The organism is Curtobacterium sp. AG1037, assembly GCF_003349855.1.
GTDB lineage: Bacteria > Actinomycetota > Actinomycetes > Actinomycetales > Microbacteriaceae > Curtobacterium > Curtobacterium citreum.
In genome coordinates this window covers 45399-60432 of record NZ_QQAO01000004.1, presented here as the reverse complement: position 1 = coordinate 60432, position 15034 = coordinate 45399, and the positions used below count along the sequence as shown (strand labels likewise).

The window sequence follows — 15034 nt, the reverse complement described above, 5'->3', positions numbered from 1 at the left end:
TTCGTACAATCGTCTGCGATGACCATCACCTCTGACCGCGGTACCTCGACCTCGGGCCGGAACGCCTTCGGCGAGCCCGCAGACCTCCACCTCCCCGGCGGCACGGCACCGCACAGCACCTCGACGCTCAGCGTCCGGGGTGCTCGCGTGCACAACCTCCGCGACGTCGACCTCGAGATCCCGCGCGACTCCCTCGTCGTCTTCACCGGGCTCTCCGGATCGGGCAAGTCCTCGCTCGCGTTCGACACGATCTTCGCCGAGGGACAGCGCCGCTACGTCGAGTCGCTCTCCGCGTACGCGCGGCAGTTCCTCGGGCAGGTGGACCGACCCGACGTTGACTTCATCGAGGGGCTGTCGCCCGCGGTGTCGATCGACCAGAAGTCGACGAACCGCAACCCCCGGTCGACGGTCGGCACCATCACCGAGGTCTACGACTACATGCGTCTGCTCTGGGCGCGCATCGGCGTCCCGCACTGCCCCGTCTGCGGCGAGGTGATCAGCAAGCAGAGCGTGCAGCAGATCGCCGACCAGCTCATGGAGTTCGAGTCGGGGACCCGCTTCCAGGTGCTCGCGCCGGTCATCTCGAAGAAGAAGGGCGAGTTCGTCGACCTCTTCCAGGAGCTCGCGGCCTCCGGCTACGCCCGTGCGATCGTCGACGGCGAGCGGATCCAGCTGAGCGACCCGCCGAAGCTCAAGAAGCAGGTCAAGCACGACATCTCGGTGATCATCGACCGGCTCGTGGCGAGCGACGACATCCTCGGTCGGCTCACCGACTCGCTCGAGACCGCCCTGCGGCTGACGAGCGGCACGGTGGCGATCGACCTCGTCGACCACGAGGGCCCCGGCGCGGTCCGGACCTACTCCGAGAACCTCTCCTGCCCGAACAACCACCCGCTCGCGCTGACCGAGATCGAGCCCCGCACGTTCTCGTTCAACGCCCCGTTCGGGGCCTGCCCGGAGTGCTCCGGCCTCGGCACGCGCATGTCGGTCGACCCGGACCTCGTCCTCGGTGACCCCGAGGCGTCCCTCCGCGACGGCGTGCTGCTGCCGTGGACCGGGACGAGCGGGCTGTACTCGTACTTCGAGAAGCTCCTCGCCGGTCTCGGCAAGGACCTCGGGTTCTCGCTCGACACCCCGTGGAGCCAGCTCGACCCGTCGGTGCAGGCGGCGATCCTGACCGGCAAGGACTTCCAGGTCTCGGTGTCGTGGAAGAACCGCTTCGGGCGCGAGATGCGGTACACGAGTGGGTTCGAGGGCGTCATGCCCTACATCGAGCGCAAGTTCGCCGAGGCCGAGTCGGACTCGCAGCGGCAGCGCTTCCAGGGCTACCTGCGCGAGGTCCCGTGCCCGGTGTGCGACGGCACGCGGCTCAAGCCCGAGGTCCTGGCGGTCACGGTCGACGGCCGGAGCATCGCGGACGTCACCGACATGTCGCTCGACGACGCGTACGCCTTCATGGAGACCCTGACGCTCACCGAGCGCGAGGCCCACATCGCCGCCGCGGTCCTGCGCGAGATCCGGGCGCGCCTCGAGTTCCTGCTCGAGGTCGGCCTGAACTACCTGACGCTGGCCCGCGGTGCCGGCGGGCTGTCCGGTGGCGAAGCGCAGCGCATCCGTCTCGCGACGCAGATCGGCTCGGGCCTGACGGGCGTGCTCTACGTGCTCGACGAGCCGAGCATCGGGCTGCACCAGCGCGACAACCGGCGGCTGATCGACACCCTCGTCAAGCTCAAGGACCTCGGCAACACGCTCATCGTCGTCGAGCACGACGAGGACACCATCCGCACCGCCGACTGGGTCGTCGACATCGGACCGGGTGCGGGCGTGAACGGCGGCGTCGTCGTGCACTCCGGGTCCTACGAGGGCATCATCGAGAACCGCGACTCGATCACGGGCGACTACCTCGCCGGCCGTCGTGCCATCGAGGTCCCGGCCGAGCGCCGGAAGGTCAACCCGAAGCGCGTGATCAGCGTGCAGGGGGCGCGGGCGAACAACCTCAAGCAGGTGGACGTCGACTTCCCGCTCGGCGTGTTCACCGCGGTCACCGGCGTCAGCGGTTCGGGCAAGTCGACGCTCGTCAACGACATCCTGTACAAGGTGCTCGCCAACCAGCTCAACGGCGCCCGGCACATCGCCGGCAAGCACACCCGCGTCAAGGGGCTCGACCAGCTGGACAAGGTCGTGCACGTCGACCAGGCGCCGATCGGCCGCACCCCGCGGTCGAACCCGGCGACGTACACCGGCGTGTTCGACCGGATCCGGCAGCTCTTCGCCGAGACGCCCGAGGCGAAGGCCCGCGGGTACCAGCCCGGGCGCTTCAGCTTCAACGTCAAGGGCGGCCGCTGCGAGAACTGCTCCGGCGACGGCACGATCAAGATCGAGATGAACTTCCTCCCCGACGTCTACGTCGCGTGCGAGGTCTGCGGTGGTGCCCGGTACAACCGCGAGACGCTGCAGGTGCACTACAAGGGCAAGGACATCTCCGAGGTGCTCGACATGCCCATCAGCGAGGCGGCCGAGTTCTTCGAGCCGATCTCGGCGATCCACCGGTACATGGCGACCCTCGTCGACGTCGGCCTGGGCTACGTCCGGCTCGGCCAGAGCGCCACGACCCTGTCCGGGGGCGAGGCGCAGCGCGTCAAGCTCGCGACCGAGCTGCAGCGCCGTTCGAACGGCCGCACGGTCTACGTGCTCGACGAGCCGACCACGGGTCTCCACTTTGAGGACGTCCGGAAGCTGCTGCTCGTGCTGCAGAGCCTGGTCGACAAGGGCAACACCGTCATCACGATCGAGCACAACCTCGACGTCATCAAGTCGGCCGACTGGCTCGTCGACATGGGTCCGGAGGGCGGCGCCGGTGGTGGCACGGTCCTGGCGGTCGGCACGCCCGAGCACGTCGCGGACGTCCCCGAGAGCCACACCGGGGTGTTCCTCCGCGAGATCTTCGACGCGCAGGACGCCCGGGTCGGCAAGCAGCAGGCCGTCGGCGCCCGCACGGCGAAGCAGAAGGCGGGTGCGCGCTAGGTGGCGAACACCGTCCCCTGGCGGCCGAAGGCGTCGGAGATCCCGACCGACCCGGGCGTCTACCGGTGGCGCGACGAAGCCGGTCGGGTGCTCTACGTCGGCAAGGCGAAGAACCTCCGCGCGCGGCTGAGCAACTACTTCGCCCCGCTGCCGACCCTGCACGAGCGGACGCGCCGGATGGTGCTCACCGCCCGCAGCGTCGAGTGGACGACGGTCGGCTCCGAGATCGAGGCCCTCCAGCTCGAGTACACGTGGATCAAGGAGTTCGACCCGCCGTTCAACGTCAAGTTCCGGGACGACAAGTCGTACCCGTACATGGCGATCACCCTGGGCGAGGAGTCGCCGCGGGTGATGGTGACGCGGAACCGGAAGATCAAGGGCGCGAAGTACTTCGGGCCCTACCCGAAGATCTGGGCGGTCCACGACACCATCGACCTGATGATCAAGGTGTTCCCGATCCGCACCTGCTCCGACTCGTCGTACAAGCGGGCGATGCAGACCGGCAAGCCGTGCTTCCCCGGGCAGATCGGGAAGTGCGGCGGCCCGTGCTCGCAGAAGGTGACGATCGCCGAGCACCGCGCGATCGTCGAGCAGTTCGTCCGCTTCATGGCGAGCTACGACCGCCGGGTGATCACCGAGCTGAAGCAGCGGATGGCGGCCTCGGCGGACGCCATGCAGTACGAGCAGGCCGCGCGCTACCGCGACCAGGTCGGAGCGCTCGAGGCCGTCCTCGAGAAGTCGGCCGTGGTGCTCCGAGACTCGGTGGACCTCGACCTGTTCGGCGTCGCCGAGGACGAGCTCGCCGCCGCCGTGCAGCTGTTCTCGGTCCGCGGCGGTCGCATCCGCGGTGTCCGGGGCTGGGTCGTCGACAAGGAGCTCGACATCAGCACCGGCGACCTCGTCGAGCAGATCGTCCAGGGTCAGTACGCGACGAGCGAGGAACCCCCGCGCGAGGTCGTCGTGCCGGAGTTGCCAGAGGACGCCGAGGCCCTCGAGCAGTGGCTCAGCGCACGTCGGGGTGGCCGCGGCACCAAGCTCAGCACCGCCCAGCGCGGCGACCGGGCCGGGCTCGCCCGGACGGCCGCCCAGAACGCGGCGCAGGCGCTCATGCTCTACAAGACGAAGCGGAGCGCGGACTACACCACCCGGTCGGCCGCGCTGGCGGACATCCAGGAGGCCCTCGGCATGACCGAGGCGCCGCTCCGGATGGAGTGCTACGACATCTCGCACCTGCAGGGCACGAACGTCGTGGCGTCGATGGTCGTCTTCGAGGACGGGCTGCCGCGCAAGGACCAGTACCGCCGGTACACGATCGCCGAGACGACCGACGACACGGACAGCATGTACCAGGTGCTCTCCCGTCGACTCGCGCGGCTCGACGAGGACGCCTCGGTGCCCGACGTCCCGGACGCGACGAGTGACGACGTCGTCGAGGGCACGAAGCCGACGAAGCGCTTCGCCTACCGTCCGCAGCTGCTGATCGTCGACGGCGGGCAGCCGCAGGTGCAGGCGGCGAAGCGGGCGATGGACGAGGCCGGTGTGCACGACATCGCCCTGGTCGGCATCGCGAAGCGCCTCGAAGAACTCTGGCTGCCGGACGACGACTTCCCGGTGATCATGCCGCGCAACTCCGAGGCCCTGTTCCTCATCCAGCGCATCCGTGACGAGGCCCACCGGTTCGCGATCACGCACCAGCGGACCCGCCGGAAGCGCGACGTCCGGTCCCAGCTGTCCGAGGTGCCGGGGCTCGGCCCCACGCGGGTGAACGCGTTGCTCAAGCACTTCGGGTCGGTGTCGCGGCTGCGCGAGGCGACGGCGGAGCAGATCGCCGAGGTGAACGGGGTCGGCCCGGCGACCGCGGCCGCGGTCGTCACGAAGCTGGCGCAGACCCCGGCCAGCGCACTGACCGCCAGCGCCGCCAGCCCGGCCAGCCCGTCCGGCCCGTCCGGCCCGGCCGGCCCGGGCAGCGCAGTCGAACCCAGCAGTCCGACGAGCACCCCGACCGGACCGGTCCAGGTACCGACGGTCTCCGAGGACGGCCCCCTGCGCCCGGCCTGACCGCGGGCCCAGCAGGCCGGGTCCCGACCCGGAGAGCCGACCAGCTGCAACCGACCGGACGCGGCTGATCCGATCACCGACCAGCACCGCCGACCCGGACAGCCGACCCGGACAGCCGACCCAGCGGGCCGGGCGATAGCCTGGACCCGCAGCCGACACACCCCGGGCGCGCCGCCCGGACCGCGACGACGGAGCCCCCGACCATGAGCGACAGCAACGCCGAGCACGAGCACGACAGCAGCCACCGTCACGAGCACGACAGCCCCGAGCAGGGCCACGACGGCCCCGCCACCCCCGCCCGGACGACCCAGCAGCACGACATCCTCATCGTGACGGGCATGTCCGGCGCCGGACGCTCGACCGTCGGCAAGGCCCTCGAGGACCTCGGCTGGTACGTCGTCGACAACCTCCCGACCCAGATGCTCGGCCCACTCACCGAGCTCGCCGACCGGGCGGGGGAGAAGATCCCGAAGATCGCGACCGTCGTCGACGTCCGCGGCGGCCGGTTCTTCACCGACCCCGAGCAGGCCGTCGCCCAGGTCCGCGCGAGCGCCTCGGCCCGCGTGCGGGTGCTCTTCCTCGAGGCCACCGACGCCGTGCTCGTCCGCCGCTTCGAGCAGGTCCGCCGGCCGCACCCGCTGCAGGAGGACGGCACGCTCCTCGACGGCATCGGCCGCGAGCGGACCCGGTTGTCGGCCCTGCGCGACGCCGCCGACGTGATCATCGACACCTCGGACCTGAACATCCACCAACTCGCGAACACCGTCACCGAGCGCTTCGCGGAGGACCACTTCGTCGGCGTGCAGGTGACGCTGATGAGCTTCGGTTTCAAGTACGGCCTGCCCGCCGACGCCGACATGGTGGCCGACGTCCGCTTCATCCCGAACCCGTACTGGGTGCCCGAGCTGCGCCCCCACACCGGCCTCGACGCCCCGGTCTCGGACTACGTGCTCGCGCAGCCGGGAGCCCGCTCGTTCGTCGAGCGGTACGCGGCCGTGCTGGAGCCTGTCCTAGCGGGATACCAGCGCGAGAACAAAAGACACGCTACGATCGCCATCGGCTGTACCGGCGGCAAGCACCGTTCGGTCGCCGTCGTCGCCGAGTTGGCGAACCTCCTCCGCAGCATGCCCGACGTCGCCGTGCGTGTGCAGAACCGAGACCTCGGCCGGGAGTGACCGCCCCTCCGGCCGTCGCTCACGAGCGTGTCGTGCTCAGGAGCCCTCCGGTGCTCACCAGTGCGCGGGCCTGCGGACCCCACCAGAAGAAACGTTAGGAATGATGCTGTGCCGTTGACTGCCGAGGTCAAGGACGAACTGGCCAGGGTCGTCGTGAACCGCAACACGGTCCGCGCCGCCGAACTCGCCACGATCCTCCGGTTCGCGGGTGGCCTGCACGTCATCTCCGGCCGGATCGCCGTCGAGGTCGAGCTCGACACCCGGATCATCGTCCACCGCGTCCGCAAGGACCTCGCCGAGCTCTACGGCGTCCGCTCCGAGGCGAGCGTCGGCTCGTCCGCCTCGTCGCGTCGGGGCACCCGCTACCTGGTCCGCGTGCTCGAGGCGGGGGAGACCCTCGCGCGCCAGACCGGTCTGATGGACGCCCGTCGCCGTCCGGTCCGCGGCCTGCCGAACCGGCTCACCACCGGCAACCGCGAAGACCTCGCCGCCATCTGGCGCGGTGCGTTCCTCGCCTCCGGCACGCTCACCGACCCGGGCCGCGCGGCCGCGCTCGAGGTCACTTGCCCCGGCAACGAGGCCGCGATGGCCCTCGTCGGTGCCGCGTCGCGCCTCGGCATCGCCGCGAAGGGCCGCGAGGTCCGCGGCGTGCACCGCGTCGTCATCCGCGACGGCGAGGCCATCGGGCAGATGCTGACCGTCATGGGCGCCGCCCGCACGAACGCCGACTGGGAGGAGATGCGCCAGCGCCGCGAGGTCCGTGCGACCGCGAACCGCCTGGTCAACTTCGACGACGCGAACCTCCGCCGCTCCGCGCAGGCCGCGGTCGCCGCGTGCGCCCGCGTCGAGCGCGCGCTCGAGATCCTCGGCGACGAGGTCCCCGACCACCTCAAGTACGCCGGCTCGCTCCGCCTCGAGCACCGCGACGCGTCGCTCGACGAGCTCGGTCAGCACGCGGAGCCGCCGATGACGAAGGACGCGATCGCGGGGCGCATCCGCCGCCTCCTCGCGATGGCGGACAAGCGCGCCTCCGACCTGGGCATCCCGGGCACCGAGGCGAGCGTCCCCGAGGAGCTCGAGGGCGCCTGATCGCGGGTCTGACGACCCACCGGACGGGAGGCACGGTGCCAGCTGGCACCGTGCCTCCCGTCCGTCGTCGGGGCGCGTCCGCGGACGGCCGCGCGACCGTCCGGACGGACCGTCATCCGGCGCGGGTCCGCAGTGTCCGACTGCTAGGGTCGTTACGGCGACGTTACGGGGCGTATCGTCCACCACACGTGGGCCCGAAGGGCCCATGACTCCGAAAGCAGCGCCCCCGGGGCGCTCCACACCCACCAGGAGATCCATTGACCGTCAAGATCGGCATCAACGGCTTCGGCCGCATCGGCCGTAACTTCTTCCGGGCCGCCCTCGCGAAGGGCTCCGACCTCGAGATCGTGGCGGTGAACGACCTCACCGACAACGCGGCGCTCGCGAACCTGCTGAAGTTCGACTCCGTCACCGGTCGCCTCGGCGTCTCCGTCGAGCTCGACGGCGACAGCATCGTCGTCGACGGCAAGCCGATCAAGGTCCTCGCGGAGCGCGACCCCGCCAACCTCCCCTGGGGCGAGCTGGGTGTCGACGTCGTCATCGAGTCGACCGGGTTCTTCACCAAGGCCGCCGACGCGCAGAAGCACATCGACGCGGGCGCCAAGAAGGTCATCATCTCCGCCCCGGCCACGGGTGACGACGTCACCATCGTGCTCGGCGTGAACGAGGACCAGTACGACCCGGCGAACCACCACATCATCTCGAACGCGTCCTGCACCACGAACAGCCTCGCGCCGCTCGCCAAGGTGTTCCACGACAAGTTCGGCATCGAGCGTGGCCTGATGACGACGGTGCACGCCTACACCGCCGACCAGAACCTGCAGGACGGCCCGCACAAGGACCCGCGTCGTGCCCGTGCCGCCGCCCTGAACATCGTCCCGACCTCCACGGGTGCGGCCAAGGCCATCGGCCTGGTCATGCCGGAGCTCGCCGGCAAGCTCGACGGCTACGCGCTCCGCGTGCCGGTGCCCACCGGTTCGATCACCGACCTGACCCTCGAGACCAAGTCCGAGGTCACCGTCGACGAGATCAACGCCGCCTACAAGGAGGCCGCCGAGGGCCCGCTCAAGGGCATCCTGCTCTACAGCGAGGACCCGCTGGTGTCGACCGACATCACCACGGACCCGCACTCCTCGATCTACGACTCCGGCCTGACCAAGGTCATCGGCGGCCTCGTGAAGATCACCTCGTGGTACGACAACGAGTGGGGCTACTCGAACCGCCTCGTCGACCTCACCGAGTACGTGGGCGAGCGACTCTCGGCATGAGCCTCCGCACCCTCGAGGACCTCGGCGACCTCGCCGGCAAGCGCGTCGTCGTCCGCTGCGACCTGAACGTCCCGCTCAAGGACGGCAAGATCACGGACGACGGCCGCGTGCGGGCGTCGCTGGGCACGCTGAACACCCTGGTGAACGCCGGAGCGCGGGTCATCGTGATCTCGCACCTCGGTCGTCCCGACGGGTCGCCGGCGCCGGAGTACTCGCTCGCTCCCGTGGGGCAGCGGCTCTCCGAGCTGCTCGGGAAAGAGGTCACGTTCGTCGGCGAGACCGTCGGCGACGACGCGACCGCGGCCGCCGAGGCCCTCGGGGACGGCGACGTCCTGCTGCTCGAGAACCTCCGGTTCAACCCGGAGGAGACCTCGAAGGACGCCTCCGATCGCCAGCGCTTCGCCAAGCGGATCGCCGCCCTGGGCGACGCCTTCGTGTCGGACGGCTTCGGTGTCGTGCACCGCAAGCAGGCCTCGGTCTACGAGCTCGCCGCGGCGCTGCCCAGCGCCGCCGGCTCGCTCATCGAGTCCGAGCTGACGGTGCTCGAGCGCCTGACGAAGGACCCCGAGCGGCCGTACACGGTCGTCCTCGGCGGGTCGAAGGTCAGCGACAAGCTCGGGGTCATCGACCACCTGCTCCCGCAGGTCGACACGCTCTGCATCGGCGGCGGCATGCTCTTCACGTTCCTCGCGGCCCAGGGCCACGGGGTCGCGAAGTCGCTGCTCGAGCAGGACCAGCTCGGCACCGTGCGCTCGTACCTGGCGAAGGCCGACGAGCTCGGCGTGACGATCGACCTGCCGACCGACGTCGTCGTGGCCTCGGGCTTCGCGGCGGACGCCGAGCACGAGACGGTCGCGGCCGACGCGATCGAGTCGACTGCGTTCGGCGCGGACGGCATCGGGCTCGACATCGGTCCGGAGACGGCCGCCCGGTTCGCGGAGGCGGTGTCCGGGTCGAAGACGGTGTTCTGGAACGGTCCGATGGGCGTGTTCGAGTTCCCGGCCTTCGCGGCCGGCACGAAGACCGTCGCGCAGGCGCTCACCGAGGTCGACGGCCTCGGGGTCGTCGGCGGCGGTGACTCGGCAGCAGCCGTGCGGTCGCTCGGTTTCGCCGACGACCGGTTCGGCCACATCTCGACCGGTGGCGGTGCGAGCCTCGAGTTCCTCGAGGGCAAGTCGCTGCCCGGTCTCGAAGCACTGGGGTGGTCCCGATGAGCCGTACGCCCTTCATCGCCGGCAACTGGAAGATGAACTTGGACCACCTCCAAGCCATCGCCACGGTGCAGAAGCTCGCCTGGACGCTGAAGGACGCGCGCCACGACCACGACGACGTCGAGGTCGCGGTGTTCCCGCCCTTCACCGACCTGCGCAGCGTGCAGACGCTGATCTCGGCCGACAAGCTCGAGATCCGCTTCGGTGCCCAGGACCTGTCCCAGTACGACTCCGGTGCCTACACCGGTGACGTCTCGGGGGCGTTCCTCAAGGCACTCGACGCGCAGTACGTCATCGTCGGGCACTCCGAGCGTCGCACGATGCACGGGGAGACCGACGAGGTCGTCGCCGCCAAGACCGCCGCCGCCGTCAAGCACGGCATCGTCCCGGTCGTCTGCGTCGGCGAGACCGGCGAGGAGCGCGAGCAGCGCGGCGCGGGCGTCGTCCCGGTCGAGCAGCTGAACGTGGTCCTTCGCGCGGTGCAGCCGTCCGAGATCGTCGTGGCGTACGAGCCGGTCTGGGCCATCGGCTCCGGCCAGGCCGCCACGCCCGAGCAGGCGCAGGACGACTGCGCCGCGCTCCGTCGGGCCATCGCTGCGGCGTGGGGCGACGAGGCCGCTGCGGCCACGCGCGTGCTCTACGGCGGTTCGGTGAAGTCGGGCAACATCGCGGGCTTCCTCCGCGAGCCCGACATCGACGGTGCGCTCGTCGGCGGCGCGTCGCTCGACGTGCAGGAGTTCGCGGCGATCGCGCGCTTCCGTCAGCACGTCGGGCTCTAGTCCCACTTCGCTCCCAGGCCGGTCACGTCCGCGTGGCCGGCCTGGTCAGCGTCCGGTACCGGGCCAGACCGGTGCCTGTCGGCTCCGGTGCCGGGCCACACCGGTGCCGGTGGCCCCGGTCACTCCGGCAGCCCGGTACACTTGCATGGCTGACTGACACGAAAGGTACGTCGTGGCGATTCTCTCCGTCGTGCTGCAGGTCCTGCTCGCGATCACGAGCCTCCTGCTCACGCTCCTCATCCTGCTGCACAAGGGCCGCGGTGGCGGCCTCTCCGACATGTTCGGCGGCGGCGTGACGAGCAACCTCGGGGCGTCCGGCGTCGCCGAGCGCAACCTCAACCGCATCACGGTGATCCTCGGTCTGATCTGGATCGTGTCGATCATCGTGCTCGGTCTCATCAACAAGTTCACAGCGGGGAGCTGAACATGGCAAGCGGAGGCAGTGCAATCCGGGGCTCGCGCGTCGGAGCCGGGCCCATGGGGGAGCAGGACCGCGGGGTCCAGGCCGAGCGCGTGGCCGTCTCGTACTGGGACGCCCTCGGGAACGAGGTCGTCCGGTACTTCTCGGCGACCCTGCCCGACGAGGAGATCCCCGAGACGGTCGACTCGCCGTCCACCGGGCTCCCGGCCGGTCGCGACAAGGAGAACCCTCCGGTCGTCGCGAAGACCGAGCCGTACAAGACCCACCTGGCGTACGTCAAGGAACGTCGCACCGAAGAAGAGGCAGCGCAGCTCCTCGAGGACGCGCTGCAGCAGCTCCGGCAGCGTCGCGGCACCGCGAAGTAGCCCCACGGTCGTCCGAAGGCCCCCGTACCGATCCGGTACGGGGGCCTTCGTCGTTCCCGTCGCTGCTCGCGTCGCAGGACGGGCGCGGGGGCTTCGCCGTTCGCGAATGTGCACGACATGCCGCCGGTCGCTCGTCGACCGGGCAGGAGTCGTCGCCGCGCGGTGCCGAGCGTGACAGAAGGGGCCCGCTCGCGGGGTAGCGAGCGGGCCTCTTCCGGGGGTGCGCCTAGTACGTCGACGCGATGAGGTTCTCGGGCACGTCGCGCGCGGCGTCCTGGTCGACGAAGAACACCGTGCGCTTCCGACCCTGCACGCCGCCGACCGGGACCTCATCCGCCGCGGCGCCGGCGAGGGCGAGCCCCAGGACCGAGGCCTTCTCGGCGCCGGACAGGATGACCCACACACGCTGCGAGGCGTTGATCACCGGGAAGGACAGCGTCAGACGCTGCGGCGGCGGCTTGGGGGAGTCGTCGACGGTCAGCACGGCACGGTCGGTGACGGCGAGCTGCGGGAACTCCGGGAAGAGCGAGGCGGTGTGGCCGTCGGGGCCGACGCCGAGCAGCGTGATGTCGAACCGGGGTGCGACGGCGCCCTCGGGTGCGGCGTCCTGCAGCTCGCGCTCGTACTGGGAGGCTGCCTCGTCGATGGAGAGCCCGGCGTCCGAGGCGCCCATCGGGTGGACGTTCTCGGTGGGGATCCCGACGTGGTCGAGGAAGTCGGTCTGTGTGCCGGTGACGTTGCGGTCGGCGTCGCCCTCGGGGACCCAGCGCTCGTCGACCCACCAGACGTGCACCTTCGACCAGTCGACGCTCTCGCGCGCCGGCGACTGGCTGATCGCGGCGAGGACCAGGGAGGACACGGAGCCACCGCTGATCGCGATGTCCGCGCGCTCCTGCTCGTCGAGCACGTCGATGATCTTCGTGAGGAAGCGAGCGGCGACGGATGCGCCGAGGGCCTGCTTGTCCGGGTGCACCAGCACCCGTCGTTCGTTGGTCACGTGACTCCCGTGTTCGTGGCGGCCCGGCGCGCGAGCAGGACCGGGTCGGCCGGACCGCCACCGGGGTGACGGTCCGGCCTGGGTGGCGCTAGCCCGCGATCGACTCGCGGAGTTGCGGCACCCCGTGCTTGACGACGTCCCCGAAGAGGACGTCCGGGTCGAGTCTACGGAGTTCCTCGGCCAGGCAGTCGCGCAGGTTGCGGCGCGGCAGCGACAGGTCGTGCGTCGGCTGTCCGGGCATCGACAGGGTCGCGACGTCCACCAGGGAGCGCTCGAGGTCGATCGTGCCGGACTCGCGCTCGAGCTTCACGCCGTGGATGCCGCTCGAGCCGGTCGCGCGGGGCGACGTGACGACTCGGACGGGCACCTCGAGGCGCAGCTGCAGCCAGGCGGCGAGCATGATCGTCGACGGGCTGTCGCTCGCACCGGAGACCTCGACGCCGGTGATGGGCTCGTACGGCGGCTGGTCGAGCGCTGCGGCGAGCTGGTTCCGCCAGAGCGTCAGCCGGGTCCACGCGAAGTCGGTGTCACCGGGGACGTAGGACTCGCCGAGCGCGGCGATCGCCTCGTTCGGGTCCTTCTGGGCGGCGGCGTCGGTGATGCGGCGCTGCGCGATCCGACCGAGTGCGGACTCGGACGGCTTCGACGGTGCGGCGTCGGGCCACCAGGCGACGACGGGGGCGTCCGGCAGGAGCAGCCCGGTGACCAGGCTCTCCTCGTCGGTCGCGGTCTCGCCGTACGCGCGGAGGACGATGACCTCGCTGGCGCCCGCGTCGCTCCCGACGCGGATCTGCGCGTCGAGGCGACCGGGGGACTTCGTGTCCCCGGCGTTCTTCGACACGATGATGACGCGCATCGGGTGCTCGCGCGACGCCTCGTTCGCGGCCGAGATCGCCTCTTCCTCGTGCCCGAGGGCGGTCGAGACGATGAGGGTCAGCACGCGGCCGAGGGCGACGGCGCCGCCCTCCTCGCGGATGTGCACCAGGGTCTTCTGGATCTTCGAGACCGTGGTGTCGGGCAGGTCGATCTTCATGGACGCCTCCAGGTCCGGCCGTCGCGGGCGAGCAGGTCGTCGGCCGAGGCCGGACCCCACGTGCCGGGACGGTACTGCTCGGGCTGGCCCTGCGTGGCCCAGAACTCCTCGATCGGGTCGAGGATCTTCCAGGAGAGCTCGACCTCCTGGTGCCGGGGGAACAGGGGCGGGTCGCCGAGGAGCACGTCGAGGATGAGTCGCTCGTACGCCTCGGGGGACGCCTCGGTGAACGCGTGGCCGTAGCCGAAGTCCATCGTCACGTCGCGCACCTGCGTGCCGACGCCGGGGACCTTCGAACCGAAGCGGAGCGTGACGCCCTCGTCCGGCTGCACGCGGATGACGAGTGCGTTCTGGCCGAGGGGGGACTGCGGGATGCCGAAGACGTCCTCGGGGACGCGCTTGAACACGATCGCGATCTCGGTGACGCGGCGGCCGAGACGCTTGCCCGCGCGCAGGTAGAACGGGACGCCCTGCCAGCGACGGGTCGCGATGTCGAGCTTGATCGCCGCGAAGGTCTCGGTCGTGGACTCGGGGTCCATGCCCGCTTCCTCGAGGAACCCGAGCACCTTCTCGCCGCCCTGCCAGCCGCCGGCGTACTGTCCGCGGGCCGTCGCGGTGGCGAGGTCCTCCGGCAGGCGCACCGCGGAGAGCACCTTCTCCTTCTCGGCGCGGAGGTGACCGGCCTTGAACGAGACGGGCTCCTCCATCGCCGTGAGGGCGAGGAGCTGCAGCAGGTGGTTCTGGATGACGTCGCGCGCCGCGCCGATGCCGTCGTAGTACGCGGCACGACCGGCGACGCCGATGTCCTCGGCCATCGTGATCTGCACGTGGTCGACGTAGTTCGAGTTCCAGATGGGTTCGTACATCTGGTTCGCGAACCGGAGCGTCAGCAGGTTCTGGACGGTCTCCTTGCCGAGGTAGTGGTCGATGCGGAACACGTCGTCTGGCGCGAACACGCTCTCGACGATCGCGTTGAGCTCGCGTGCGGTGCGGAGGTCCGAACCGAACGGCTTCTCGACGACGACCCGGCTCCAGGAGCCCTCCCGCTGCTCGGTCAGCCCGGACAGCTTCAGCTGCTCGGTGACGACCGGGAACATCTTCGGCGGGATGGACAGGTAGAACGCGTGGTTCCCGAGGGTGCCGCGCTCCTCGTCGAGCGTGTCGACGGTGCGCTTGAGCTCCCGGAACGCCTCGGGGTCGTCGAACGATCCCTGGACGAAGCGGATGCCCTGCTCGAGCTGGCGCCACACGTCCTCGTCGAACGGGGTGCGGGAGTGTTCCTTGACCGCGTCGTGGACGAGCTGGGAGAAGTCTTGGTCCTCCCAGTCGCGGCGGGCGAACCCGACCAGCGCGAACCCGGGCGGCAGGAGCCCCCGGTTCGCCAGGTCGTAGACCGCGGGCATCAGCTTCTTGCGGGACAGGTCGCCCGTCACGCCGAAGATGATGAGGGTGCTGGGACCCGCGATCCGGTTCAGACGACGATCGGTCGTCAACCGGAGCGGGTTGTGCTCCGGGGTGACAGCCACCGGTGACATGAGTCGGTGAACTCCTTGTGAGTCGAACGGAGACGGCGGAGCGCAACGCTGCGGGGGCAGCGGCGACTCCGCCGTCGTG

12 protein-coding genes are annotated in these 15034 nt (G+C 70.4%); 9 read left to right on the top strand and 3 right to left on the bottom strand.

From position 1 onward, the window contains the following. Positions 1-18 precede the first annotated feature (18 nt). From uvrA to DEU32_RS07075, 9 genes are all read left to right on the top strand, one after another. Complete coding sequence (gene uvrA / locus DEU32_RS07115) at positions 19-3024, top strand: excinuclease ABC subunit UvrA (RefSeq protein WP_217507640.1); 3006 nt, start codon at positions 19-21, stop codon at positions 3022-3024. Further along, complete coding sequence (gene uvrC, locus DEU32_RS07110; RefSeq protein ID WP_114849935.1) at positions 3025-5082, top strand: excinuclease ABC subunit UvrC; 2058 nt, start codon at positions 3025-3027, stop codon at positions 5080-5082. A gap of 203 nt (positions 5083-5285) precedes the next feature. Then, positions 5286-6257 carry an RNase adapter RapZ gene (gene rapZ / locus DEU32_RS07105; RefSeq protein WP_114849934.1) on the top strand — a complete coding sequence of 324 codons (972 nt, stop codon included), beginning with the start codon at positions 5286-5288 and terminating at the stop codon, positions 6255-6257. Positions 6258-6365: 108 nt separating this feature from the next. After that, complete coding sequence (gene whiA, locus DEU32_RS07100) at positions 6366-7346, top strand: DNA-binding protein WhiA (RefSeq protein WP_058742912.1); 981 nt, start codon at positions 6366-6368, stop codon at positions 7344-7346. A 257-nt stretch (positions 7347-7603) separates the two neighbouring features. Next, complete coding sequence (gene gap, locus DEU32_RS07095; RefSeq protein WP_058742911.1) at positions 7604-8614, top strand: type I glyceraldehyde-3-phosphate dehydrogenase; 1011 nt, start codon at positions 7604-7606, stop codon at positions 8612-8614. Next, positions 8611-9828 carry a phosphoglycerate kinase gene (locus DEU32_RS07090; protein ID WP_114849933.1) on the top strand — a complete coding sequence of 406 codons (1218 nt, stop codon included), beginning with the start codon at positions 8611-8613 and terminating at the stop codon, positions 9826-9828. The genes gap and DEU32_RS07090 overlap by 4 nt, the downstream gene beginning before the upstream one ends. Beyond that, positions 9825-10604, top strand: a complete 780-nt coding sequence (gene tpiA, locus DEU32_RS07085) for a triose-phosphate isomerase (protein ID WP_114850119.1) — start codon at positions 9825-9827, stop codon at positions 10602-10604. The genes DEU32_RS07090 and tpiA overlap by 4 nt, the downstream gene beginning before the upstream one ends. A 172-nt stretch (positions 10605-10776) precedes the next feature. Next, positions 10777-11028: a preprotein translocase subunit SecG gene (secG, locus tag DEU32_RS07080; protein ID WP_058742909.1), complete on the top strand. Its 252-nt coding sequence runs from the start codon at positions 10777-10779 to the stop codon at positions 11026-11028. Between the two features lie 2 nt (positions 11029-11030). Then, a complete protein-coding gene (locus tag DEU32_RS07075; RefSeq protein ID WP_058742908.1) occupies positions 11031-11390 on the top strand; it encodes an RNA polymerase-binding protein RbpA in 360 nt (119 codons plus the stop codon). A gap of 226 nt (positions 11391-11616) precedes the next feature. Here the strand turns inward: DEU32_RS07075 and pgl are convergent, their stop codons facing one another. From pgl to zwf, 3 genes are all read right to left on the bottom strand, one after another. Continuing rightward, positions 11617-12387: a 6-phosphogluconolactonase gene (gene pgl / locus DEU32_RS07070; RefSeq protein WP_114849932.1), complete on the bottom strand. Its 771-nt coding sequence runs from the start codon at positions 12385-12387 to the stop codon at positions 11617-11619. Positions 12388-12475: 88 nt separating this feature from the next. Continuing rightward, positions 12476-13420, bottom strand: coding sequence for a glucose-6-phosphate dehydrogenase assembly protein OpcA (locus DEU32_RS07065; RefSeq protein WP_058742906.1), 945 nt, complete (start codon positions 13418-13420; stop codon positions 12476-12478). Then, the gene (gene zwf / locus DEU32_RS07060) at positions 13417-14955 is read right to left on the bottom strand and encodes a glucose-6-phosphate dehydrogenase (protein WP_114849931.1); all 1539 of its coding nucleotides are present in this window, start codon (positions 14953-14955) and stop codon (positions 13417-13419) included. The genes DEU32_RS07065 and zwf overlap by 4 nt, the downstream gene beginning before the upstream one ends. Positions 14956-15034 lie beyond the last annotated feature (79 nt).

Bases quoted from the DNA above. Each gene is read 5' to 3' on its own strand.
- uvrA (WP_217507640.1), top strand. From the start codon at position 19: ATGACCATCACCTCTGACCGCGGTACCTCGACCTCGGGCCGGAACGCC.
- rapZ (WP_114849934.1), top strand. From the start codon at position 5,286: ATGAGCGACAGCAACGCCGAGCACGAGCACGACAGCAGCCACCGTCAC.
- DEU32_RS07090 (WP_114849933.1), top strand. From the start codon at position 8,611: ATGAGCCTCCGCACCCTCGAGGACCTCGGCGACCTCGCCGGCAAGCGC.
- tpiA (WP_114850119.1), top strand. From the start codon at position 9,825: ATGAGCCGTACGCCCTTCATCGCCGGCAACTGGAAGATGAACTTGGAC.
- DEU32_RS07075 (WP_058742908.1), top strand. From the start codon at position 11,031: ATGGCAAGCGGAGGCAGTGCAATCCGGGGCTCGCGCGTCGGAGCCGGG.
- DEU32_RS07065 (WP_058742906.1), bottom strand. From the start codon at position 13,420: ATGAAGATCGACCTGCCCGACACCACGGTCTCGAAGATCCAGAAGACC.
- zwf (WP_114849931.1), bottom strand. From the start codon at position 14,955: ATGTCACCGGTGGCTGTCACCCCGGAGCACAACCCGCTCCGGTTGACG.